21 protein-coding genes are annotated in these 23221 nt (G+C 65.0%); 11 read left to right on the top strand and 10 right to left on the bottom strand.

Features of this window, described 5'->3' with window-relative positions; translation table 11 throughout:
- Positions 1-213 precede the first annotated feature (213 nt).
- The 3 genes from J5251_RS06170 to J5251_RS06160 all read left to right on the top strand — a co-directional run bounded on the left by J5251_RS06170 (position 214) and on the right by J5251_RS06160 (position 3103).
- Complete coding sequence (locus J5251_RS06170) at positions 214-996, top strand: SDR family oxidoreductase (protein WP_208575525.1); 783 nt, start codon at positions 214-216, stop codon at positions 994-996.
- A gap of 229 nt (positions 997-1225) precedes the next feature.
- Positions 1226-2449 carry an amidohydrolase gene (locus tag J5251_RS06165; protein ID WP_208575524.1) on the top strand — a complete coding sequence of 408 codons (1224 nt, stop codon included), beginning with the start codon at positions 1226-1228 and terminating at the stop codon, positions 2447-2449.
- 24 nt (positions 2450-2473) lie between these two features.
- Entirely contained in the window at positions 2474-3103 is a 630-nt protein-coding gene (locus J5251_RS06160) for a trimeric intracellular cation channel family protein (protein WP_208576063.1), read from the top strand.
- Between the two features lie 138 nt (positions 3104-3241).
- Here J5251_RS06160 and J5251_RS06155 read toward each other — a convergent pair whose 3' ends face one another.
- From J5251_RS06155 to J5251_RS06145, 3 genes are all read right to left on the bottom strand, one after another.
- A complete protein-coding gene (locus tag J5251_RS06155) occupies positions 3242-4828 on the bottom strand; it encodes a GMC family oxidoreductase (protein ID WP_208575523.1) in 1587 nt (528 codons plus the stop codon).
- Entirely contained in the window at positions 4825-6264 is a 1440-nt protein-coding gene (locus J5251_RS06150; protein ID WP_208575522.1) for an aldehyde dehydrogenase family protein, read from the bottom strand. Before J5251_RS06150 ends, J5251_RS06155 begins: the two co-directional genes overlap by 4 nt.
- 234 nt (positions 6265-6498) lie before the next feature.
- Positions 6499-7488: an NAD(P)/FAD-dependent oxidoreductase gene (locus tag J5251_RS06145; protein ID WP_139004088.1), complete on the bottom strand. Its 990-nt coding sequence runs from the start codon at positions 7486-7488 to the stop codon at positions 6499-6501.
- Between the two features lie 118 nt (positions 7489-7606).
- Here J5251_RS06145 and J5251_RS06140 point away from each other — a divergent pair, with 118 nt between their 5' ends.
- Positions 7607-8194: a helix-turn-helix domain-containing protein gene (locus J5251_RS06140; protein WP_208575521.1), complete on the top strand. Its 588-nt coding sequence runs from the start codon at positions 7607-7609 to the stop codon at positions 8192-8194.
- Here the strand turns inward: J5251_RS06140 and J5251_RS06135 are convergent.
- On the bottom strand, positions 8191-8907 hold the full coding sequence (locus tag J5251_RS06135) for an SOS response-associated peptidase (RefSeq protein ID WP_208575520.1): 717 nt from the start codon (positions 8905-8907) through the stop codon (positions 8191-8193). The genes J5251_RS06140 and J5251_RS06135 overlap by 4 nt on opposite strands.
- Positions 8908-8994: 87 nt before the next feature.
- Positions 8995-9192, bottom strand: coding sequence for a hypothetical protein (locus J5251_RS06130; protein WP_208575519.1), 198 nt, complete (start codon positions 9190-9192; stop codon positions 8995-8997).
- 166 nt (positions 9193-9358) lie between these two features.
- Here J5251_RS06130 and J5251_RS06125 point away from each other — a divergent pair, with 166 nt between their 5' ends.
- Positions 9359-10600 carry a M14 family zinc carboxypeptidase gene (locus J5251_RS06125; protein ID WP_244250818.1) on the top strand — a complete coding sequence of 414 codons (1242 nt, stop codon included), beginning with the start codon at positions 9359-9361 and terminating at the stop codon, positions 10598-10600.
- A gap of 147 nt (positions 10601-10747) precedes the next feature.
- Positions 10748-11341 (top strand): TMEM175 family protein, encoded by a 594-nt coding sequence (locus J5251_RS06120; protein WP_208575517.1) that lies wholly within the window; start codon positions 10748-10750, stop codon positions 11339-11341.
- A gap of 89 nt (positions 11342-11430) precedes the next feature.
- On the opposite strand, the gene J5251_RS06115 is transcribed toward J5251_RS06120, so the two are convergent.
- From J5251_RS06115 to J5251_RS06095, 5 genes are all read right to left on the bottom strand, one after another.
- Positions 11431-12630 carry a cytochrome P450 gene (locus J5251_RS06115; protein ID WP_208575516.1) on the bottom strand — a complete coding sequence of 400 codons (1200 nt, stop codon included), beginning with the start codon at positions 12628-12630 and terminating at the stop codon, positions 11431-11433.
- Between the two features lie 45 nt (positions 12631-12675).
- Positions 12676-13638 carry a PDR/VanB family oxidoreductase gene (locus tag J5251_RS06110; protein WP_208575515.1) on the bottom strand — a complete coding sequence of 321 codons (963 nt, stop codon included), beginning with the start codon at positions 13636-13638 and terminating at the stop codon, positions 12676-12678.
- A 52-nt stretch (positions 13639-13690) separates the two neighbouring features.
- Complete coding sequence (locus J5251_RS06105) at positions 13691-15022, bottom strand: MFS transporter (protein ID WP_244250816.1); 1332 nt, start codon at positions 15020-15022, stop codon at positions 13691-13693.
- Positions 15023-15179: 157 nt separating this feature from the next.
- The gene (locus J5251_RS06100; RefSeq protein ID WP_139004079.1) at positions 15180-16013 is read right to left on the bottom strand and encodes an IclR family transcriptional regulator; all 834 of its coding nucleotides are present in this window, start codon (positions 16011-16013) and stop codon (positions 15180-15182) included.
- Positions 16014-16146: 133 nt separating this feature from the next.
- A complete protein-coding gene (locus J5251_RS06095) occupies positions 16147-16944 on the bottom strand; it encodes an SDR family oxidoreductase (RefSeq protein WP_208575513.1) in 798 nt (265 codons plus the stop codon).
- 156 nt (positions 16945-17100) lie between these two features.
- On the opposite strand from J5251_RS06095, the gene J5251_RS06090 reads away from it, so the two are divergent.
- From J5251_RS06090 to J5251_RS06070, 5 genes are all read left to right on the top strand, one after another.
- Positions 17101-18480 carry an aldehyde dehydrogenase family protein gene (locus tag J5251_RS06090; protein ID WP_208575512.1) on the top strand — a complete coding sequence of 460 codons (1380 nt, stop codon included), beginning with the start codon at positions 17101-17103 and terminating at the stop codon, positions 18478-18480.
- A gap of 30 nt (positions 18481-18510) precedes the next feature.
- The gene (locus J5251_RS06085) at positions 18511-19437 is read left to right on the top strand and encodes an MBL fold metallo-hydrolase (RefSeq protein WP_244250815.1); all 927 of its coding nucleotides are present in this window, start codon (positions 18511-18513) and stop codon (positions 19435-19437) included.
- An 83-nt stretch (positions 19438-19520) separates the two neighbouring features.
- Positions 19521-20684, top strand: a complete 1164-nt coding sequence (locus tag J5251_RS06080) for a CynX/NimT family MFS transporter (RefSeq protein WP_432264420.1) — start codon at positions 19521-19523, stop codon at positions 20682-20684.
- A gap of 134 nt (positions 20685-20818) precedes the next feature.
- Entirely contained in the window at positions 20819-22234 is a 1416-nt protein-coding gene (locus J5251_RS06075) for an MFS transporter (protein ID WP_244250814.1), read from the top strand.
- 183 nt (positions 22235-22417) lie between these two features.
- Positions 22418-23197: a VOC family protein gene (locus J5251_RS06070; RefSeq protein WP_208575510.1), complete on the top strand. Its 780-nt coding sequence runs from the start codon at positions 22418-22420 to the stop codon at positions 23195-23197.
- The last annotated feature ends 24 nt before the right edge of the window (positions 23198-23221 follow it).

Below are 23221 nucleotides of genomic sequence, written 5' to 3'. Positions count from 1 at the left end.
GGGCCAGTACTGACTTCTTCCACACTGCCAGACACAGGGAAACGAGACCAGTGCACCTCCGCAATCAGGCGTGCAACGGACAAAACCGCGGCATGGCGGGCGTAATGTCCGCGGAATCACATCCGATTGCGGATGATCATTCGCCATTCATGCGTTTGCATAGATAGCAGCCGGCCAACCGGCCGGTCCATCGAATGGGAAAGAAGGCAGAACATGCAAAGGTTCTCAGGTAAATCCGTCATCATCACCGGCGCCGGATCCGGGCTCGGCCGTGCGGCGGCGCTTCAGATCGCCAAGGAAGAAGGAAAGCTGACCCTGGTGGACCTCAACGAGGCCGGCCTGAAGGAGACCACGGAAGACATCCGCCAGGTTGCCCCCGACGCCGAGGTCCTGAGTGTCACCGCCAACGTCGCCAACGAGTCCGAGGTCGAGAACTACGTCGCCGAGGCCGTCAAGCGCTTCGGCAGGATCGACGGGTTCTTCAACAACGCCGGAATCGAAGGCAAGCAGAGTCCCACCGAAGACTTCGGCTCCGATGAGTTCTCCAAGGTGGTCTCCATCAACCTCAACGGTGTCTTCTATGGGCTCAAGCATGTCCTGAAGGTCATGAAGGAACAGGGCTCCGGCGCCATCGTGAACACCGCGTCGGTAGGCGGCATCCGCGGGGTCGGCAACCAGTCCGGTTACGCCGCGTCCAAGCACGGCGTCGTCGGGCTCACCCGTAACTCGGGTATCGAATACGGCCAGTACGGCGTGCAGATCAACGCCATCGCCCCCGGTGCCATCATGACTCCGATGGTCGAGGGCTCGCTCAAGCAGATCGACCCGGAAAACTGGGAAGAGGTCGGCAAGGGCTTCGTCGAGCCCAACCCGATGAAGCGCTTCGGCAAGCCCGAAGAGGTCGGCCACCTCGTCGCCTTCCTGCTCTCCGGCGATGCGGCTTTCATCAACGCCGCGGTCATCCCGATCGACGGCGGCCAGTCCTACAAGTACTAACCCAAAGCCAGCCTGCCGCCGTCGTCGTCGTCGTTATGAGGTAATAACGACGGCGGCGCGGAGCGCCTTGCGCCGCTCCGCTGGCCTTGAGCGCGACTCTTCACGGTGACGACGGCGGAGGGTCGCGCTTTCATTGTTACGATGAGTCGAACCGCGCCCTCCGCTTGAGTGCAGGCACGTTGCACAGCCTCCAACTGCCGTGGAAGCGCCTGGAGAAAACGAGGAAACAATGCCAGCATCCGTCCGGCTGACCGACGAGCAGCGCACCCGCATGCATGACCTCTACCGTCAGCTGCACGAGCATCCCGAGCTCTCCATGCAGGAACACGGGACCGCCGCACTGATTCAAGCCGAGCTGGAGCAATGCGGGATCGATACCTTCGGCTGTGGCGGCACCGGCGTCGTCGGCGTGCTGCGCAACGGCGAAGGTCCGGTGGTGGCGTTCCGTGCCGATATCGACGCGCTGCCGATCAAGGAAGACACCGGCCTGCCCTATGCCAGCACCGCTACCGGTACTCTTGCGGACGGCACCGAAGTTCCCGTCATGCACGGCTGCGGCCACGATGCCCACGCCGCAGCCCTCTTGACGGCCGCCCGGATCCTAGCCGGCATCAAGGACCGGTGGGCAGGAACCATCGTGTTCCTTTTCCAACCCGGCGAAGAAACCGCGGCCGGCGCCAAGGCGATGGTGGAGGACGGACTGTGGGCGAAGGCGCCCAAGCCCGAGGTGGTCTTCGGCCAGCATGTCATGCCGGGCCTGGCCGGCACCGTGCAGTACGTGCACGGGCACCCCATGACGCAGGCGGATTCCTGGAAGGTGACCCTGCAGGGCCGGCAGTCCCACGGCTCGCAACCGCAGGACTCCATCGATCCCATCGTGCTCGGCGCCCACATCATCACCCGCATCCAGACCATCGTGTCCCGCGAGGTGGATCCGCGCCGCTCGGCTGTGGTCACCGTCGGCACTTTCCACGGCGGATTGAAGGAAAACATCATTCCCTCCAGCGCGGAATTCACCCTCAACGTGCGCACCTTCGACGAGACAGTGCGCGCCACCGTGCTCGGTGCGCTGCGGCGGATCATCAAGGCAGAGGCCGATGCGTCCAACGCACCCGAACCGGTCATCGAGGAGCTCTCCTCCTTTCCACCGAACTCCAACGACCAGCAGGCAACCGACGACGTCGTCAAAGCCTTGCGGCAGGAACTCGGCGAAGCCAGCGTCGTCAAAGGTGAACCGGTGATGGCCTCGGAAGACTTCGGCAACCTGGTTGAGCCCATCGGCGTTCCCTCTGTCTATTGGTTCTTCGGTGGCCATCCGGCCGAGACCCTGGCCGGCGACCGCATCCCGGTCAACCATTCGCCGCACTTCGCCCCGGTTATGGAACCGACGCTGTCCACCGGTGCCCGTGCCGCCGTTGCCGCAATCCTGTCCAAGGTCGGTCTTGAGCGCTAGGCAGCAGGGGACGTAGCCGTGGACATCCTGCTGATACTGGATCTTTTCGGCACGTTCTTCTTCGCGATGTCGGGCTGTCTCCTGGCCGCCCGCCGGAACTTCGATATCGTCGGCTCCCTGCTGCTCGGGTCCCTGGTGGGGCTCGGCGGCGGCGTCATCCGCGACGTGATCATCTCCCAGGCCGTCCCGACCGCCTTTGTCGAACCCATCTACCTGATTGCCCCGGTTCTGGCGGCCGCCGTGGTCTACTTCCATGTGCTCGGTGTGCAGCGGTTCCGGCGGACCCTGCTCATTTTCGACGCCGGCGGGCTGGCCCTGTTCTGCGTCACCGGCACGCTGAAGGCTCTGGATTCCGGCATGGGTCCCGTGACTTCCGCGGTGCTCGGAATTACGACGGCGGTCGGCGGCGGCGTGCTGCGCGATGTGGTGGCCAACGAGGTGCCCCAGATCTTCAACCCCCGTGGTGTCTACGCCGTCCCGGCCATGCTCGGCGCTTCGCTGGTCACCCTTTTCTCCCAGCTGGGCTGGTTCAATGCCTACACCGGCACCGCGATCGCCGCCGTAGTTTTCTTGTTGCGGGTGCTGTCCCTGAGGTTCGGCTGGCGGATTCCGCTCGCGGGCGGGGCGAAGAACCCGAGCTCGGCCACGGACTAAGCCGCCCCCGGGCCACCCCAGATAACTGGCGGCCGGCGATAGTGCTGGCCGGATGCCAAGCAACCCTCCGCCGGCTAACGATGGCGGAGGGTTGCGTTGCATCTGGCGGCCGGACTACTGCGCCGGGTGCCGCTGGCTTTACACCGTGAGCGCCCCGCCTGGTACAGTCGCGGCCTCGTCGCTCACGGTGGCTGCTTCGTTCACCAGGAGAGCCGCGGCACGTTCACCGATCATGATCGACGGAGCGTTGGTGTTGCCCGTAGGTACCAGCGGCATGATGGAGGCATCGGCGATCCGGATGCCGTTGAGGCCATGGACCTTCAGCGTGCGCGGATCTACCACCGCATCCTGATCCAGCCCCATCCGGCAGGTGCCGACCTGGTGGTGGTAGGTAACCACGGAATCACGCACGTACTGCTCCAGGTCCTCGTCGCTGTCCGAGACTTCCGGTCCGGGATAGAGCTCCTCCGCACCCCAATCGGCCAGCGCCGAGGTGCGTCCGATCTCCCGGCACTGCCGCACCGATGCCACCAGGGCGTCGACGTCGGCCTGTTCCGACAGTGCGCCGAGGTCAATGGCGATCGGATCGCTGGCTTTGGGCCCGGTGAGCCTGATTTCGCCGCGGCTCTGCGGCCGCACGAGCCCGCCGAGCATGGAAAAGCCGTTCTCCGGCCCGGTCATCTCGCCCTTTGCGTAGCCCTGCGAGTACATGGGCACCGAGAAGAAGATTGGCTGGGTATCGGGCACGGCCAGATCCGGGCTGCTCTTTGCGAAAAAGTGCACCTCCGCCGGGGCCACTTCCGATGCCGGCACCGGCTTGCTCGTGGTGAAGACCACCGGCGAGAGCAGATGGTCCTGCAGGTTCTTCCCCACGCCGGGCAGGTCGTGCACGGGTCGGACGCCGGCTTCGCGCAGTTCGTCGGCTGGTCCGATGCCCGAGCGCAGCAGCAGCTCCGCCGAGTTGATGGCACCAGCGGACAGGATGGTCTCAGCTGCCCGCAGCGTCTTGGTTTCGCCGTCGTGCTCGAACTCGACGCCGGCCACCGTGCCGTCCTCGACAATCAACCGGCGGACGTGCGCACCGGTGAGCAGCGTGAGGTTGGCGTTGTCGACTACCGGCTTGAGGTAGGCGTGCCACGTGTTGAAGCGCTTCCCATCCCGGACGTTGAGCTGCATCCGGGACACACCCTCGACGTCGCCCGAGTTGTAGTCCTCATTGAGCTTGATGCCCGTTTCCACCGCCCCTTCCAGCATCGCTTCCTGGATGGGATTGCGCGGGAAGTCCTGGGCGACATCAAGCAGACCCGAGTCGCCGCGCGTTTCGGAGCCCCCGCCGTCGTACTTTTCAATGGATTTGAACACCGGCAGCACGTCTTCCCAGGACCAGCCGGGGCAACCCAGATAGGCCCAAGTGTCGTAGTCCTGCTTGGCGCCGCGGACCCAGATGGTGGCGTTCAGGGCGTGCGAGCCGCCCATCACCTTCCCGCGCGGCAGGTGAAGCGTGCGGCCGGAGCAGCCCTGCTGCTCGGTGGTCTGGTAGTCCCAGTCCTGCGGACTGTGCCAGAGGGCACCGAGGTTGTAGAGGTGCGCAATGTTGGGATTGGTGTCGTCATCGCCTGCTTCGAGGACGGCGATGCGCTTGCCCGCATCGAGCAGTCGGCGGGCGACAACGTTGCCCGCCGAACCGGCGCCGACAATGATGTAGTCAAATTCCTGCGCGTTCACTGGCTGATCACCTGCGGGGTGCCGAGGGCCTTGAGGCCGGCCACGCCGAACTCGAGGCCGTAGCCGGACTGCTTGGCTCCGCCGAAGGGGACGCGCGGGTCGACCGCGCCGTGCTTGTTGATCCAGACCGTGCCGGCCTCGATGCGTGCGGCGACTTCGCGGGCCTTGGCGGGGTCGGAGGACCAGACCGAGGCGCCGAGGCCGACGTCGAGTCCATTGGCCATTTCGACGGCCTCGTCCACGCTGTTGTAGCGGATGATCGGCAGCGCCGGGCCGAACTGCTCCTGGGCCACCAGCGGATTGTCGTTGTCGATGTCGGCCACGAGGGTGGTCGGGTAGAAGTAGCCGGGCTGGCCGGGCTCGGGGTTGCCGCCGGTGAGCACCTTGGCGCCGCCGGCCTTCGCCTTCTGGACCAGGTCCGCGACGATGTCGAACTGGGCCTTGTTCTGCAGCGGGCCCAGCACATTGTTCTCGTCCAGCCCCACGCCCATCGGCATGTTCTGGGCGACCTCCACCAGTTCCTCGCAGATCTGGTCATAGAGCGAATCGTGGACGTAGAGGCGCTTGAGCGCGGCGCAGGTCTGGCCGGTGTTGATGAACGCGCCCCAGAACAAATCCTGGGCGATGGCCTTCGGATCGGCGTCCTCGAGCACGATGCCTGCGTCGTTGCCGCCGAGTTCCAGGGTCAGCCGCTTCACCGTGTCCGCGGAGGAGCGGATGATCGCCTTGCCTGTGGCGGTGGAACCGGTGAACATCACCTTGTCGATTTCAGGGTGGGATGCCAGCGCTTCGCCGACTTCGCGGCCGCCGGAGACCACGTGCAGCAGGTCCGCCGGAAGCGCCTGGTTGATCACGGCGGCGAGTGCCAGCACGCTCAGCGGCGTGTACTCGGACGGCTTCATCACCACGGTGTTGCCCATCCGCAGCGAGGGCGCGAGCTGCCAGACGCTGATCATCATCGGCCAGTTCCACGGGCCAATCGCGCCGACGACGCCGAGCGGGCGGTAGTGCACCTCGGCGTAGCTTTCGCCGTCGTCCACCACGACCTCGGGCTCCAAAGCGAACGACGCCGTGGCACGCAGCCAGGCGGCGCAGGCACCGACCTCGAAGCGGGCGTTGGGGCCGTTCAGCGGCTTGCCCTGTTCCCGCGAGAGCAACTCGGCGAGCGCCTCGGCTGACGCCTCGATGGCGTCAGCTGCCTTATTCAGATACTCGCTGCGCTTCTCGTGGCCCAACGCAGCCCACTCCGGCTGCGCGGCTTTGGCGGCAACAACCGCGGCATCCAGGTCAGCGGCGGTGTGGACAGGCGCTTCGGCGACGACTTCGCCCGTGGCCGGATCCTTGATCGGCCGAGACTCCCCGGTCGGGGCAATTGCGGCCAGCAGGTCCTGGTAAGTCTGGAAGGCGGTGCTTTGGGTCTCGGTCTGGGCCGACATCGAAGTCTCCTGTTCGTTCGGCGCCGGTCTGACTCCGGCGCGGTGGATCGCTCAACCCCTACTGTGCCTTGGACCACAGTGCACCGTCTTGTGTTTCCCGGCAGAGCGCTTGACTACCAGCGCCGAAGTTCAGACATTCCATCGCTCCACCCCGCGTTTCAACTCTCCAACCTGCCCCGTTAACGGCGCCTCCTGTCCAAGCACGAAAGCCATTCTGAATAATCGGCGTCGCTGCTAGACGGACACTGCGCGGGCTTCCACAGCCAGCCGCGTGTCTTCCATCATCAGGTCGGCGTTGATCATCGCACCCGTGTTGACGCCCGCGGCCGCAGCCACAATCACCTGGGCCATCAGGTTCGTGACATTGCCCGCAACGTAGACGCCCGGCACGGACGTTGCCCCCGTCGGTTCGGACGCCACAAACGTTCCCACCACTAGGTCGCCGAAGTTCTGCTCCGCTGTTTCCATTCCCAGATCGTCCAGGAAGCCAGCCCGCGCATCCATCCGGGTCATGACCGCAACCGCCTGCCTGGCGATGACTTCCCCGGACTTCAACCGCACACCAGTCAAGACGTCCGCGTCTGCCTCCACAGCGGCGACCTCGCCGGTGACCACGGTGATGCCGCGCGCCTCCAACTGCTCCCGCTGCTCGGACGAAGGCGCCTCGGCGGTGTGCAGGAACAGTGTCACGTCATCGGTCCATTGCCGCCACAGCAGCGCCTGGTGCATCGCTGGCCCGATGTTCAGAGCGATGACGCCGATGGCCTGGTCGCAGACCTCCCAGCCGTGGCAATACGGGCAGTGCAGGACATCGCGTCCCCAGCGATCCGCCAGCCCCTCGATGGCAGGCAGCCCGTCAACCAGGCCCGTCGTCACCAACAGGCGGCGGCCCCGCGCGGAACGTCCGCCGTCGATCCCGACCCGGAATCCGCCGTCGTCCTCCTTGTGTGCGGTGGTCACCGTTCCCGGGATAATCTCCGCGCCGTAGCCGACAACTTCTTCGCGACCGATGGCGTACAGCTCGTCCGGCGGAGTGCCCTCGCGGCCCAGGTAATTGTGCACGTGGCCGGCCGGGGCATTCCGCGCCTCGCCCGAATCGATGATCAGCACCGAGCGGCGGGCGCGCGCCAGAGTCAACGCGGCACCCAGACCGGCAGCACCACCACCCACAATCACGACGTCGTACAAATCCTTGGCCGGCGCAGTTGCTGTTGATTCAGCCATGTCCATGTCCTCCTTGTTCAAACCGTCCCGCCGGTCCTGAGGATCCTGCGGTTTCTTAAGTGTTCGCCCTGGGGACCAAAAGTGGCAAGTAAGTTTGCTGGAATGGCAAAGTGGGGCTATGACCGAAAACTTGGGTTCAATGCTCGACGCCGTTGGCCCCCGGCTGAAGTCCCTGCGGCAGGAAAGGCAGACCACGCTGGCTGAGCTGTCGGCGGCAACGGGCATCTCCGTGAGCACGCTGTCGCGGCTCGAGTCGGGGCAGCGGCGGCCCACGCTGGAGTTGCTGCTGCCGCTGGCGCAGACCTACGCGGTGCCCATCGACGAGCTGGTCGGGGCCCCGCCAACCGGTGATCCGCGGGTCCACCTTCGCCCGATCAAGCATCACGGCGCCACCATCCTGCCGCTCACGCAGCGGCCGGGCGGGCTGCAGGCCTACAAGTACGTCCTGCCCGCCGCCACCCGTCCGGCCGAACCCGATCCGCGGTCGCACGAGGGATACGAGTGGCTGTACGTTCTGAGCGGGCGGCTGCGCCTGGTGCTGGGCGACAAGGAACTGGTGCTGGTGCCGGGCGAGGCCGCGGAGTTCGACACCCGGGTCCCCCATTGGATGGGAAACGCCGACAATGAACCGGTGGAGTTCCTCGCACTCTTTGGGCCACAGGGAGAACGTGCCCATCTTCGTGCCCGCCCCAAGCGCGCCCCCTAACCGGCGTCGGGATCTTCCTCGATGAGGTCGGGCCCGTTGTTGCGGACGTTGTTGACCTTGCTGCTGACGCGGCGCGGAACCAGGTGCGGTTCCGGAATCGCGTCGAGCAGCCCCTGCACCTCGGCCTTGTCCGTCAACTGCGGATTCAGCCAATCCTCCTGCAGGTCCCGCGGCACGATCAGCGGCGTCCGATCATGGATGTGCCCGAGGGCGTCCGCGGCAGCTGTAGTGATGATGGTGCAGGACATCAGCCACTTTTCCGGATGGTCCTTGGGCAGGGCCGGGTCGGGCCACCATTCGTAGAGACCGGCGAACGCGATCAACGGCTCCGATTCGGAGAACAGATACGTGGGGATTTTCCCGCCGTCGTCCTTCTTCTCCCATTCGTAGTAGCCGGCGGCCGGAACCAACGCCCGCCGCTTGACGGCGGCCTTGCGGAACGACGGCTTCTCGGTCACCGTCTCCATCCGCGCGTTGATCAGCTTGGCGCCGGATTTCGGGTCCTTGGCCCACGCCGGGACCAAACCCCATTTCGCCGTGGCGAGCCGCCGGGACAACTCGCCGTCGCGGTCCAGCCGCTCGGTCACAATCCGCACCCCGTCGGTCGGCGCGACGTTCCACGACGGCGGCACATCGTCCCCCACCGTCTCATCGGTCCTAAACGAGGCGACCAGGTCGGCTGTGGCCTTGGCCATTACGTAGCGTCCGCACATGCGTCCATTGTGCCGCAGCGGCGGAGCGCCTGCACCCGCCAGGCCCGGCCTCATCTAATCCGCCCGGCCCCCGATCCACGGCGATCTTCAGGCGCCTTCCCTGCGGGCATCGGCCCAGTTCTCGGCGGCGGTCAGATGTCTGCGTGCCGCTGCGACAACGGCGTCGGGCCGGGGATTCTTCCACTCCTGCTCAAGTTCCCAAAGCGTTCTCGCGACTGCGCGGCGCGCAGCTGCCACCACCGGGGAATCCTCCTGATGGCTACCGATGAAAGGGATCGTGCTCATGCGGTGTATTCGCAGCCGAGGACGTGGCGGATTGGAAAGCCGTGACGGCTGGGTCGCCCATAACTATCTGGCGGGTCCGAGTGCGGATTTAACGACTAACCCTTGACCCTAGAGGATGCTCTGGCAACGCTTGGTTTGTCCCAATCACTCGCATGAGGAGAAACCAGTGAGCAATTTCGCCAGAAGTCCCCGCAGATTCCTCGGCGCCGTTGGTGCAGCAACGATGCTGTGCACGATGGTTACCGCTGTCCCGGCTGGTGCCGCTCCAGGAGAATCAGGCGCGCCCGGCGCGGGTATCTGCAAGACGTCCGATGATCCTCAGTTCAGCGGCTGGACCACTTATGAGGAGCTCGGCCCGAAGCTCGAGCGCATTGAGAAGAACAGCAGCGGTCGTGTAGATGTCGAAGTCGTGGGCCAATCCGCCCTCGGCCGTGACCTCTACACGGCGCGCGTCGGAACGGGTGACCGTGTGCTGCTCGTGCAAAGCGCCGTCCACGGCAACGAACGGACCGGCACGGAGGCCCTCCTCGGGATCCTCCAGAAGCTGGGCTCCGGCAATGATGCCGAAACGCAGCGCGCACTCGAAGGCGTCACTTTGGTCGCGATGCCAATGGTGAATCCCGATGGCGGCGAACTCAACCGCCGCACGAACGTCATGTCCTGGAACGACGTCGAAAGTCTCTATCCCCAGCTCGAAGGGTCGCAGCCGGCCTGGTACCACCGTCCGAGCAACGGCGGGATCAATCTGCCCGGCTTCGACCTGAACCGCGATTTCAACGCCGACCTGGACTACGTGCCTCAGCCCGGAGATCTTCCAGGACTGCAGGAGGACGCCGGATTCTTCCTCGCACCGGAATCCCGAACCATCAGGGATGTCTACGTTGACCTGCAACAAGAATTCGGCGAGGTGGACGCCGTCGTCGATCTGCACCACATGGGACCGTGCGACCAGCAGACGGGAGGCGAACAGGACGGCAAGCACATTTCCGTCGCCCTGGACTACCCGCCGCTGGGCATCAACGACGGCGCCGCTTACCAAGCGGACTGGCCGCTACTCGATCAGGACAAGTCCCGCCGGTACGCGCTGGCGGTAGCCGATGGGATCAAGGACAGCTACGGCTCGCAGTCTCCGCTTGCCGCCGTCGGACGTTATTTCCATCCGGAGGAGCGGGAGTATGCGGGGCAGGGCCGCTCCGCATTTGCGCTGAACGGCTCGGCGACCGTGCTTTTCGAAGTGCGCGGCCAGTCCGATGACTTCGGCCAAAAAATGAAGGGGATGCTTGTCCAAACCGTCCAGACCGGGTTGGAGTCGCTGGTTGATTCGATGGCCACCGGTGAAGTCGATTCGCTCGACGGCGACGACTTCTTCGACTACCCCGACTACGGCTGGGACCAGACGGCGGACTGAGTAGAAGCCGGACGCGAAACCAGAGCAGGAGCCGCCGCCTGGTCAGGCGGCGGCTCCTGCGTCTTTGCCGCCCAGGCCCTCCGCCGGAGGCTAAGTCTTCCCAACCGGGCCTGAATCAACCATGATTTCGTGCATGAAAGTCCGATCATGAACAAAAACCGGCTGGAAGCCTTCAGCGACGGGGTCCTTGCGATCATCATCACCATCATGGTGCTGGAACTTGATGTGCCGGAGGAGCCCACTTGGCATGCTTTGTTCGAGCAAGCCCCCGCATTTTTCAGCTACCTGCTCAGCTTCGTTTACGTGGGCATCTACTGGAACAACCACCACCACATGCTTCACCTGGCCGGGAAAATCAATGGCACGATCCTCTGGGCCAACCTGCACCTGCTTTTCTGGCTTTCGCTGTTTCCGTTCACCACGCATTGGATGGACCGAACGGGCTTCGTCAACATCCCCGTCCTTGTCTACGGTGCCAACCTTCTGCTGGCCGCCATCGCCTACGACATCCTTGAAGCCGGCCTCGTCCGCAACCAAGGCAAAGACGGCGCACTGGCACGGGCACTGGGCCGGGACTGGAAGGGGAAGGTCTCCCCTGTTATCTACATCCTGGGTATGGGGGCCGCCTTTGTGCAGCCGCTGATCAGCATCGCCGCTTACACCGTAGTTGCCGCGCTATGGCTGATTCCGGATCGGCGGGTGGAGCGCTTCCTGTCCCACCAAAGCAGCAGTGAGGGCTGACCCCCTTCCATATCAGGGCAGCCACAAAACGACCTCCGTGGTGCTGCTTCCGTTTCTCAAAACCAGCACCACGGCGTCACTAGATTGCCCTACGCGGGGGTGATGCGTACGGGCAAGGATTCGAAGCCGCGGAGCACATTGTGCAGGATCGGAACCGGGGCGCCGTCCGGCTCGATCGTCTCTACTCGTTCCAGTAATTCTTGCAGGACAATTTCCATCTCAAGGCGCGCTATCGGCTGACCAACGCACTGGTGCAGGCCCATGCCGAAAGCGACATGGCCTGAGGCGCTGCGGTCCAGGTCGAATTGATCCGCGTTGTCGCCCCACTTGCGGGGATCGCGGTTTGCTGCGCCCAAGAAGACGAGAACCTTGGAACCTGCAGGTAGCCGCACTCCACCGAGTACGGTGTCCACGGCGACCGTACGGTGGAACTTCTGGAACGGTGATTCCAGTCGCAGCGCCTCGTCCACGGCGAACTTCGACAGCTTAGGGTTCTCCCGGAGCCGAGCCCAAGCTTCAGGGTAGCGGGCCAGCACGGAGAGGGTATTGCCAATACCGAAGATGGTGGTGTCCACGCCTGCGGAGAGCAGCGCCCGCACCAGCAACGTGGCCTGCTGCTCGGTTATCAGCCCATCCGCCACGCGGTCCCAGATCCTGGCGCCGAAACCTGTGTCGTTCAGGTTTTCCCGCTCGCAGTTGCGCATGACCGCGGCGGCATGCTCATCACCTTGGGCGAATGCCTGTTTGAAGATGTAGTTCTCTGGGCCGAAGGCGTTGAAGACCATGTTGCCGTACGGGAGCAGGTGCTCGCGGCCCACGTCGGGAATACCGACGGCATCGGGGAAGACGCGCAGAGGATACTTCTCAGCGAGGTCGGTGATGGCGTCAAAGCACCCCCGCTGCGCAAGCTGCTCCGTGAGCTCGACCGCCGGTGGGGTAAACGGTTCGCGCAGTGCGCGGACGGTGCCGGGGTTGATCACGCCGGTCAGCGCGCGGCGCATCACAGTGTGGATGGGCGGATCCGACTCGAGAATGCTCGGCGGGCGCCAGCCGGAGTCCTGGCGGATATCGCGCGGACCCAGTCCGCCGGAGGAGATGTAGGTCTCGAAGTCGGTGAGAACCTCGTAGACCTCTTCGTAGCCGGCAACGGCAAAGCTGCCGGTTGCTTCCAGGTAGGAGACGGTGCCTGCATCCCGGAGTCGGCCGAGGAACGGGTACGGATCGAGAAGGTTTGCGGTTTCGAACGGATCCTCGCCCAAAACGTTGGCTTCATGCGTGGTGACGGTCATTGGGATGCTCCTGTTTACGGGGGGCGGAAGGCTAAGGGGCAACGACTAGAGGTCAAGGACGAGCCGCGGGCAGCCGGCGGCGGCTCGCGAAACGCAGACCAGCATGATCTCGCCGGCGTCCTTGTCTTCCTCGGTCAAAACAGCGTCGCGGTGCTCGGGTTCGCCGGAAATGATCTGGGTTTCGCAGGTGCCGCACAAGCCGCCACGGCAGGAGGAGAGGACGCGGACGCCCACCTCCTCGACGGCTTCCAGGATGGTCTTGTCATTGGGAACGGTGACCGTGGTCCCGGTCCGGGCGAGCTCGACCTCGAACGGGGCGTTGGCCGCACCGGCACCGAGCGTGGAGGCGACGAAACGTTCTGTGTGCAGAGCTCCCGGAGGCCAGCCCATGCAGCGTTCCTCGACGGCACCGAGCATTCCGCCTGGGCCGCAGGCGTAGACCAGCATGTGAGCGCGGGGCATGCCGAGGATCTCGTCAAGGTCAAGCCGGCCCACCTCGTCCTCCGCGATGATGCGGATGTGCTCCGAGCCGTAGCGGTCCTCGAGCTGCTGGGCGAAGGCCATAGTGTTCCGGCTGCGGCCGCCGTAGATCAGGGTCCATTCCTTGCCGGCGCGGTCCGCCGCCTCCATCATCGGGATCAGCGGGGTAATCCCGATGCCGCCGGCGATGAAGAGGTAGCGGCGGGAGTCGCGGAGCGGAAAGTTGTTGCGCGGTTCCGAGATGGTCAGCTCGGTGCCGGCCAGCAGCGCATGCACTGCTTTGGAGCCGCCTCGGGAGTCCGGTACGTGCAGCACTCCGATCCGCAGGTGGTCCAGCTCTTCCGGTGAGGAGCAGAGCGAGTACTGGCGAACCAGGCCGTCGCCTACATGGACGTCGATGTGCGCGCCAGGCTGCCATGGCTGGAACGGCTTGCCGTCCGTGCGGCGCAGGACCAGGGAGACTACCTGGTCGGCCACGGTCTCCACGTGATCGACAAAGGTATCGATGGTTGCTGCGGTTGCAGTCATGAGGGTTCCCACTTCCTTGAAAGGTTTGCCTGCCCCTCGGGCCGGCAAGAGTCTAGACGTCCAGTCCCAGCCGCTTGCGGTCGCGCTGCTGGTTGATGAAGAGCACGGACAGGATCCCGACGCCGAGCATCATTGCGCCCGTCAGGACGAAGGCGTTTTCATAGCCGACGGCGGCGCTGGAAGCGGATCCAACCAACATGCCTACTATGGCGGGTGCCAGCAAACCTCCACTGGTCAGGATGGCGTTGCTGTACTGCAGCATGGCGCCGCGTTGGCCGATCGTGGTGGTTTCGGCAACCACCAGGTAGGTCAGCGCGAAGATGGCAGGTGCCGTGCCGAAGCCGAACATAAAGAAGATAATCGCCAGCACAGGCTGTTCCACCATGGTGCCGGCGAGGACCATCACGCCGGAGAAAAGTGCCGTTGAACCAAGCACCAGCCCCCGGGAGTAGCGGGAGCGCAAGCCCCGGGTGGCCAGCCGCTCGGTGAGCCAGCTGAGGCCGACAGTTGCTGCTGCACCCCACACTGCGGGCAGTGCGATCAGGGAGCCGGCCTGTTGGGTGCTCATGCCCATGACGTTCTCGAAATACGCCGGCAGCCAGGTCATGGCCACCGTGAAGGTCCAGTAGGCGAGGAAGGCCGCGAGGACGGAGAGCAGCCAACTCGGAGTAGCGATCGAACGCCAATAGGAGACTTTCCGGTCCGCCGCATGCAACGCATGCTCCTCGGCCTTGTCCGGCGTGGTGCCCTCAATCTTGTGCTCGGCACGAATAGAGGTATAGGGCCCCTCCTTGCCGACGAAGAACCAAATGGCGGCCCAAACCACACCGATCAGCGCCAGGAAGATGAAGGTGGACTTCCAGCCGAACTCCGCGGTGATCCAAGCCAGCACCGGCGCGAACACCACAATGCCGAGGGTCACGCCCGAGGAGGCGACGGCGGCCGGGGTGGCGCCCTTGGCACTGGGGAACCATTTATAGACGGCATGCATCGTGATCGGCGCCAGCGGTCCTTCGCCTGCACCCAGCAGGACGCGGCTGAACCACAGCGCCGGCAGCGATGCGAAGACGAAGATGGGCACCTGCGCGATCGACCAAACCAGGCACAGGGCCAGCAGGATCCATTTGGAACTGACGCGGTTGGCAATGGGTGCCGCCGCGAACTGGGCTACACCGAAGAGGATGAAGACAGCACTGCCCAGCAGGCCGAAGGTTTCAGGGCTGATGCCCAGGTCACGCATCAGGGGGACCGCGACAATGCCCAGGATCGCCTTATCTGCCCAACTGATCATCATCAGGACCAGCAGGAACACGGTGATCGTCCAGCCGCGGCGGGACCGGCGCCGGGCATCCCATAGGGCCGGGTCGGCCAAGTCTGCAGCCACCTCCGACGCCTTGTGAGGGACATGTATCGCCATGGAAAATCCTGTCTGCCGTGACGGCCGTCTACTGGGGTTGTGACGTGAAATACGCTTATTCGATGTTAGGTGTCGCGCAGCACAGCACCTGCGTAGCTTTCCGTCCAATGGAAAGGATCTTCAGTTATTGTGGCCACTGCTCGGTACCGAGCCGGCGAGCGATGCCGCGGGCGGCTATCTTGAGCACGGGGACCACTGCACCGAGCGAGGCAGGCCTGCCCTTGGTCACGACGCCAAGCGCAGCCGCCACCTGGTTGTTCGGCAGAAACACCGGCACGGCCAGCCCGTAGTTGTCCGGCCCGGCCTCCTCGTCCGTGGTTGCGTACCCGTTGGTCCGCACCTGCTCGATCTCGGCGGCCAGCACTCGGGAATTAGTGATAGTCCGCGGCGTTAGCCGCTCCAGGCCGCCGGAAGCGGAGGTGAACAGGTCCTCCGGACCGTAGGCGAGCATGATTTTCCCGGCAGCACTGGCGTGCAGCGGGAGCCGCGCGCCCACTCGACGGAAAGGAAGGCCCGCTCCGGTACCGGACATCCGCTCAACCAGCAGAACCTCCTGCCCATCGAGGATGAACAGGTTCACCACGTTCTGGGTCACAAAGAGGACATCCTGCATAAATGGGGCGGCAACTTCGGCAATGTTCTGCTGGGCCGGGGCCAGTAAGCCCAGCCGCCAGATCCGCTGGCCCACCCTGTACTCGCCGCGGCGCTTTTCCAAACCACCCCACGCGACAAGTTCCCCAGCCAGGCGGTGCGCAGTGGCCACGGGGAGCCCGGCCCGTCGGGCCATGGCGCTAAGGGTCTGTGCGGAGTGCTGGGAGTCGAAGGTGCCGAGCAGAGCCAGCGCCCGGGAAGTCACGCTCGCGGCCGGCTGGGCAGCGGCGTCGTTGTCCCGGCCCTTCACCGCCGGAGTCTTGGCCGGAGGACGTGAGGTCCGTCCTCGTGGGGCAGCGTTGGCCATACCGCACCCCCCCCTCCTGACCTAGGAACACACAGACGGCGGCCGCGCCATCTGTTGTCATTTTAAGGCCCGACGCCGGGGCGCCACCTTTCGCACCTAAGGTGACGCCCCGGCCTTGTCTCTAGCAGGAGAATTACACGGTCTGGGCGGCGAAGACGGAGCCGCGATAGGCCGCTAGGCCTCCATCCACGCGGATGTCCGAACCGTTAACCCACGCCGACTCCGGGCGCAGCAGGAAGTCGATGACTCGCGCGATATCCTCGGGCTCGCCGAAACGGCCCACCAAGGCACCGGCGCCTTCGACCTTGTCGCGGCCGTGATCCTTTTTAAAGTCCTCCAGGATTGGCGTGGACACCGGCCCGGGGCTGACGCTGTTGACGCGGATGCGCTTCGGTAGCAGTTCGGCAGACAGATGCTCGGTGAGGAACCGGACGCACTGCTTGGAGAAGAGGTAGGATTCGCCGGTGATTTCCTCGTCGCCGGCCAGCGCCTCCAGTGCGGCGGCCTGGTCCTCAGCCAGCGCGAACTCGGCGCAGCGGTCCTTCACATTGCGCCATTGCACGCCGACATTGGACGCCAGGTTGACGACGGCGGCACCCTCGTCCATGAGCGGGGCCAAGGCCCGCACCAGGCCTCGGACGCCGAAGACGTTGACGGACAGGACGGTGCGCCACGGTACCGTGCCCGGAACACCGGCGATATTTGCCAGGCCCGCGATGCCCTGCGGGGCGGCCTCAGCCACGGCGGCCGCAACGGCGTCGATGCCGGCTTGGGTCGAGAGGTCGGCCTGCACGAAAGTGCCGCTGAAGGATTCCGGTGCGTTGCGGTCAATGCCGATCAGGGGCACGCCGCGCTCCGCCAGGACCTGCGCCGTGCGGGCGCCGATGCCGGAGGAGACCCCGGTGAGGACGATGGGCTGGTTTGCGGACATGGGGCTCCTTGATAGTGCGTGACGGGCTTCACTCCATGGTGGCAAGTATGCGCCTCCCGTGAACGCTGCCTTTCCATTGGACGGAAAGCGCTGTGCAGATTGTGATGCAGGCTATGACACTGGAAAGAGAATCCACTGCCCGCCGAAAGGAATACCATGACGGCACCCCATTACGAAGTGCTGGATCCGGCGACGCTTGAACTCGTAGGACAGGCGCCCGAGCACACCGGGCAGGACGTCGAACACGCCGTTGCAGCTGCCCGTGCTGCTGCTCCCGGCTGGGCCGCAGACCGCGAGGCCCGCCGCGATGCGCTGCGTGCCGGAGCCAAACTGATCCGCCGCGACCTCGACCGCCTCGCAACCCTGCTTTCCCTCGAGCAAGGCAAGCCGAAGACCGAGGCCGCCGGAGAATTCACGGTAGCAGCGGGCCTGTTCGAGTATTACGCGGACCTGGCGTGGGACGAGATGGAACCGTTGGCGCCTCGCGCGGACCGCACCCTTGAGGTGCATCATCGTCCCGTGGGCCTGGTTGGCACCATCACCCCGTGGAACTTTCCCATCTCGCTGCTCAGCGTAAAGCTGGCCCCGGCGCTGGTCGCCGGCTGCACCGTCATCTCGAAGCCTTCACCGTCCACCCCGCTGTCCACAATTGCGCTGGTCGACCTGCTCAACGAAGTACTGCCAGCCGGTGTGCTGCAGGCTCGGACAAGCTCGCGCCGCACGGTCAACGTTGCCCTGAGCACCTCCCCCGGCATCCGGAAGATCTCCTTCACCGGTTCCACCGAGGTGGGCATCTCCATTGCGCAGCAGGCTGCTCCGACGGTGAAGCGTGTGACCATGGAATTGGGTGGCAACGACCCGGCCATCGTGCTCGACGACGCCGATATCGCCGTTACCGCCCGGGGCATCGTCGGCAGCGCTTTCCGCAATGCAGGCCAAGTTTGCATGGCCGTCAAGCGCGTCTACGTCCCGCGTAGCCGCAGCAACGAACTGGCCGAGGCCATCGCCGCCGAAGCAGCCCGCCACGTGCTGGGACACGGCATCGACGATGGCACCACCATGGGCCCCATGCACAACGAATCACAGCTCAAGCTTGTCCGCGGATTGGTGGATTCGGCGGTGGGCTCCGGCGCACGCGTTATCACTGGCGGCCAGCCCGGTTGCGACCTGCCGGGCTACTTTCTCTCGCCCACAGTCGTGATCGATGCTGAACCCGGCATGGACTTGGTGGAGCAGGAACAGTTCGGCGCAGCGCTGCCCATCGTGGCCTACGACGACCTCGAAGCCACCATTGCCCATCTCAATGCCGGAGAATTCGGTCTCGGGGCTTCAGTGTGGAGCCCCGATGCCCAGCGTGCCTACGACACCGCGTCCCGGATCGAGGCCGGCACGGTGTGGATCAACCAGCACACCCTGGTGGAACCCGATGCCCCGTTTGGCGGCTGGAAGTCTTCCGGCGTTGGACGCGAACGCGGCCGCTGGGGGCTGGAGGAATATCTGGAAACCCGCGTTATCAATGCCCGCCCCCACGCCTGACCCGCACCCCCTCTTCTCAAAGGATTTATCTTGAGCGTCGAACTCATCACCCTCGGCACGGCCGCCGGGCCGGCCTTCCGTGGACCCGAAAACGGGATCTCCAGTGCCCTCGTAGTAGGCGACGCTTTCTACATGGTGGACTTCGGAATGGGTTGTTCCCGCGCCGCACATGAGGCAGGCCTGCGGGGCAAGGACCTGGCCGCCGGCTTTGTCACCCACCTGCACTCGGACCACGTGGTGGAACTGCCCGGCTTCCTGCTGTGGAACTGGGGCAACCCGGTGGATGGCTTCACAACGCCAGTCTCCGTCCTGGGCCCCGGCAAGGACGCCACGCGTCCGGCCGGCGAGACGCTCTCCGGCACCCGGGAGCTCGTCTCGCACGCGCTGCAGGCGTTCTCCTACGACATCGACATCCGCGTTCATGATGAGGCACGTCCAGACCTCGCATCTCTGCTGCACACCGTCGACTTGGATACGCCAGCACATGGCTCCCCGGAGGCTGCCCGCCCGTTCGACGTGTATGAGGATGACCGGGTCAAGGTCACCGGCATCCTGGTGGAGCACCCGCCGGTGCGGCCTGCACTGGCCTTCCGCTTCGATACAGACGCCGGATCCGTGGTCTTCTCCGGGGACACCGCCGAGTGCGACTCAATGGCAGTCCTCGCCAGCGGGGCCGATGTCTTGGTGCACGAAGCGGTGAACCTTGATTTTTACGCGGGCAAGGGTTTCGCACCGGAGTTCCTGAACCACCAGCGCATCTCGCACACCCCTCCCGAGGGCGCCGGGCGCGTGGCTTCCGCTGCGGGCGTTGGCCGCCTGGTGCTGTCCCACTTGGCCGGACGCGCCGATCCTGCGTGGTGGGGCAGCCGGGCCGCGTCGACCTTCGATGGCCCGATCGACGTGGCCGTGAGCGGCCAACGCTTCGGCGTTGGCCGCCCCGTTCTCGCACGCGCCTAGAAGGGCTGCCCTTGGCCCTCCCGTCGCTCACTACCGGAGCATTTGATCGACGAGCGACGACGGCGGACGCAGCCTGGCTTGCCGTGCTCGCGGCGGGAATCGCGGCCGCTATGCACATCTGGAAACTGCCTGCAGCCCTGACGGACATCCAATCCGACCTCGGCACCACGCTCGTGCAGGCCGGCCTTCTGCTTGGCATCATCCAAGTAGCGAGCATCGTCGGCGGACTGGCCACGGCGATCGGCGGGGAGATGATCGGACTGCGCCGCCTGTTGTTGGGCGGCCTGGTCCTGCTCAGTGCAGCCTCTTTGCTCGGGGCAGCCTCGACCAGCACCGGCGTTCTTATGGCCGCGCGCGCCCTCGAAGGGGTGGGCTTCCTGCTCGCCGTCGTTGTTGCGCCTGCGCTGATCCGTAAAGTCGCGCCGCCTCAGCGCCTGAATCTGGCGCTGGCAAGTTGGGCAACGTTCCATGGCATGGCGACCTTGGCAGGCCTCTCGGCCGGCGCGTTGTTCCTCCAAGCGTCCGGTTGGCGCGAGTGGTGGATGGTCATGGCCGTGGTTACGCTCCTGCCGGTGCCACTGCTGCTGCGCCAGGTTCCGAAAGATACCCCGCCGGCCGACGCTGGGCTGCGCGCTGCCGTGCGCCGGGTGAAGCGTACCGTTGCCACCGGACCACCCTGGATTACCGGCGTGGTCTTCGCCTGCTACACCGCCCAATGGATGGCTGTGCTTGGCTTTCTGCCCTCGATTTACCGCGCGGCAGGCCTCGAGGGTCCGTGGCCGGGCGTCTTGAGTGCCATCGTGGGCGGGGTCAACGCGATAGGGGCAGTCAGCGCTGGACCCCTTATGCAACGCGGGCTGTCCGAGCGGACTATCGTCTTCTGGACCTTCCTCGCGATGTCAGCTACATCCACGGCTACCTTCGCCGTCGATTGGACCGGTCACGGCAATGGATTCGCCATCCAATTGGGCATCATCGCGGCATTTTCCGCCATCGGCGGTCTCATTCCCGCCGCGTTGACCCGTTACTCTGTGCACCTTGCCCCGGCGGACGGGTCTGTTACGGCGGTGTTGGGCCTGACCCAGCAGATCTTCAACGTGGGCAACTTCCTCGGGCCAATGCTCTTCGCCATGCTCGCAACTTATGCAGGCGGATGGGGCAGCACTTGGTGGTTGACCTGCGGCTTAAGCGTCGCCGGCATCCTCCTGCTCGCCTGCCTCAGTAAGTCCCGCACCGCCGGCGCCTGAGCCCAAGACAAGCTCCCAAAAAAAGACTTTCCATCCAACGGAAAGCGACAATGTTAGCCCTGTCACACTTGCCTAAAGTCGGGGAAACGCCGCTGCGAAGGATGCAACGGCCCTCTCCTATCGATTGGCATACCGTGTCTGCACCTACTCTTCCCGACCTGGCCCCGGGCTCCGCGAGTGCCCGCGATCCCCGCCATTGGTCCAGCACAAAGCGCAACCGCTACGGCTGGTTCATCACCGTCAGCTTGCTCTTCCTCATGATGCTCAGCTGGGCCGACAAGGCTGTCCTCGGTATCGCCGCCGTTCCACTGATGAAAGATCTGGGCATCACCCCGGAGCAGTTCGGCCTGGTCGGCAGCGCCATGTTCCTGACCTTCGGCATCGCGCAGCTTGTCGCCGCCCCGATCGCCAACAAGGTCTCCAGCAAGTGGATCCTGCTGGTCCTGTGCCTGTTGTGGTCCATCGCGCAGGCACCGATCCTCCTGTTCGCTTCCCTGCCCGCGCTGTGGGCCAGCCGCCTGCTGCTGGGTGCCGGCGAAGGCCCGCTGGCACCCGTGCTGATGCACGGCATCTATAAGTGGTTCCCGGAGAAGAAGGGCGCTACCCCGGCCGCCCTCGCCTCTTCCGGCGTCACTCTCGGCATCGTGGCCTTCGCCCCGGTCCTGGCCTGGGTCATCGGTCAGTTCGGCTGGCAGACCGCCTTCGCGCTGCTGGCGATTGTTGGCTTGGTCTGGGCCGTTTTCTGGGTCATCGCAGGGAAGGAAGGTCCCTACACCAGCCGGCAGGCCGAGCAGGAAATCGACGGAATAGCTGCCGACGAAGAGCCTGTAATGGAAGAACGCAAGGTGCCCTACTTGCGTACCATCCTCTCCCCCAGCTGGGTTTTCGCGGTCCTCGCTTCCTTCTTCGGCTACTGGACCTTCACCCTGGCTATGTCCTGGGGACCGGCCTACTTTCAGAACGTCCTGGGCTTCACCGGCCAGCAGTCCGGCACCATGATCGCCCTGCCTGCAGCCTGGGGCGCCATCGCCACCGTCGGGCTCAGCGCCCTGACCCAGCGCCTGCACATTAAAGGTGTTCCGACGCAGAAGGCCCGCGGCTGGGTGCTCGGCGGCTCTGCTGCCTTCGCCGGTGCCTGCCTGGTTGCCGCAACGCTGACCGACTCTCCCGTGCTGTCCATCGCCCTCATGGTCTTCGGTTTCGGCACAGCCCCGGCGCTTTTCGCCATCACCTACCTGGTGGTCGCCGAACTGACCACTATCGCGCAGCGCGGCGCCAACCTGTCCATCGCCAACGCAGTCCTGACCACCGGCGGCGTCTTCGCACCAGCAGTCTCCGGTTTCCTGATCGGCGGCGCCGGCACTCCCGCTGATGGTTACAAGGCAGCCTTCGCCCTTGCCGGCGGGCTCATGCTCGCCTTCGGGATCCTGGCCCTGCTGTTCGTCAACCAGCAGCGCGACCGCCGGCGGCTTGGCCTGGACGCCACTCACCCGCTGGCTTCTGCGTATCCTGTCGAGGCCGACACCCCGAGAGCGGCTGTCAACGCCTGACAAGGTCCTACTCACAATGGCGCGGAGTGACGTGCCGGACTGCCAGTCCGGCACGTCACTCCGTTAGTCGGCCCGTCGGGGCGCATACTCGCGCGAACCATCGCTAGCATCCATTGCCGCTTGTCAGCGTCGCGCATAGACTCCACCTGTTGCCATCTCCACACCATCGATAGGAGAACCGCTATGCCCAAGCCCGATATCACCCTCGGAGCGCCGTGCTGGATCGACCTGATGACCTCGGAGCCGGAAAAGGCCAAAAATTTCTACACCGAACTCTTCGGCTGGACCTATGAGACCGGTGATGAGGAAAAGTACGGCGGCTACATCACGGCCTTCAAGAACGGCCAGTCCGTCGCCGGCCTGATGAAGAACGACGGTCAGTCCGGCTACCCGGATGTCTGGACAACCTACCTGCGCGTGGACAACGTCGACGCCACCACCCAGGCCGCAGCCAGCAACGGCGGCCAGATCTTCGTGCCGCCGATGGAGGTTCCCGAGCAGGGCAAAATGGCGATGATTAGCGATGCTGGAGGCGCCGCCGTCGGTGTTTGGGAATTCGGCGGCCACACCGGCTTCCAGCTCGCGGCCGAACCGGGTTCGCCGGCCTGGCACGAAATCTTCACGCGCGACTACCCCGCCACCGTGAAGTTCTACCAGGACGTCTTCGGCTGGGACACGGACGTCATGAGCGACACCGACGAGTTCAAATACACCACCCTCGGCGCGGGCGAAAACGCCAAGGCGGGCATCATGGATGTCAGCGCGTTCCTCCCCGAAAGCATCCCGGCCCACTGGCGCATCTACTTCGCCGTGGAAAACACCGACGCCGCGATCGAGAAGACAACCGCACTCGGCGGCCAGGTGGTCCAACCGGCAGCAGACACCCCCTTCGGCCGCGTCGCCACCCTGACCGACCCCACCGGTGCCATGTTCCTCATTGTCCAGGAACTGCCGCAGCAGTAGCGCTCAGGACCCAAGCAGCCGGGC

Origin of the sequence: Arthrobacter crystallopoietes (assembly GCF_017603825.1) — a bacterium.
Lineage (GTDB): Bacteria > Actinomycetota > Actinomycetes > Actinomycetales > Micrococcaceae > Crystallibacter > Crystallibacter crystallopoietes_B.
Note: the sequence above shows the minus strand (reverse complement) of the source record. Positions and strands in the feature narration are given on the sequence as shown.

Excerpts from the sequence above, each read along its gene's own strand:
- J5251_RS06170 (WP_208575525.1), top strand. The coding sequence starts at position 214 with ATGCAAAGGTTCTCAGGTAAATCCGTCATCATCACCGGCGCCGGATCC.
- J5251_RS06165 (WP_208575524.1), top strand. The coding sequence starts at position 1,226 with ATGCCAGCATCCGTCCGGCTGACCGACGAGCAGCGCACCCGCATGCAT.
- J5251_RS06150 (WP_208575522.1), bottom strand. The coding sequence starts at position 6,264 with ATGTCGGCCCAGACCGAGACCCAAAGCACCGCCTTCCAGACTTACCAG.
- J5251_RS06145 (WP_139004088.1), bottom strand. The coding sequence starts at position 7,488 with ATGGCTGAATCAACAGCAACTGCGCCGGCCAAGGATTTGTACGACGTC.
- J5251_RS06140 (WP_208575521.1), top strand. The coding sequence starts at position 7,607 with ATGACCGAAAACTTGGGTTCAATGCTCGACGCCGTTGGCCCCCGGCTG.
- J5251_RS06135 (WP_208575520.1), bottom strand. The coding sequence starts at position 8,907 with ATGTGCGGACGCTACGTAATGGCCAAGGCCACAGCCGACCTGGTCGCC.
- J5251_RS06130 (WP_208575519.1), bottom strand. The coding sequence starts at position 9,192 with ATGAGCACGATCCCTTTCATCGGTAGCCATCAGGAGGATTCCCCGGTG.
- J5251_RS06120 (WP_208575517.1), top strand. The coding sequence starts at position 10,748 with ATGAACAAAAACCGGCTGGAAGCCTTCAGCGACGGGGTCCTTGCGATC.
- J5251_RS06115 (WP_208575516.1), bottom strand. The coding sequence starts at position 12,630 with ATGACCGTCACCACGCATGAAGCCAACGTTTTGGGCGAGGATCCGTTC.
- J5251_RS06110 (WP_208575515.1), bottom strand. The coding sequence starts at position 13,638 with ATGACTGCAACCGCAGCAACCATCGATACCTTTGTCGATCACGTGGAG.
- J5251_RS06100 (WP_139004079.1), bottom strand. The coding sequence starts at position 16,013 with ATGGCCAACGCTGCCCCACGAGGACGGACCTCACGTCCTCCGGCCAAG.
- J5251_RS06095 (WP_208575513.1), bottom strand. The coding sequence starts at position 16,944 with ATGTCCGCAAACCAGCCCATCGTCCTCACCGGGGTCTCCTCCGGCATC.
- J5251_RS06090 (WP_208575512.1), top strand. The coding sequence starts at position 17,101 with ATGACGGCACCCCATTACGAAGTGCTGGATCCGGCGACGCTTGAACTC.
- J5251_RS06070 (WP_208575510.1), top strand. The coding sequence starts at position 22,418 with ATGCCCAAGCCCGATATCACCCTCGGAGCGCCGTGCTGGATCGACCTG.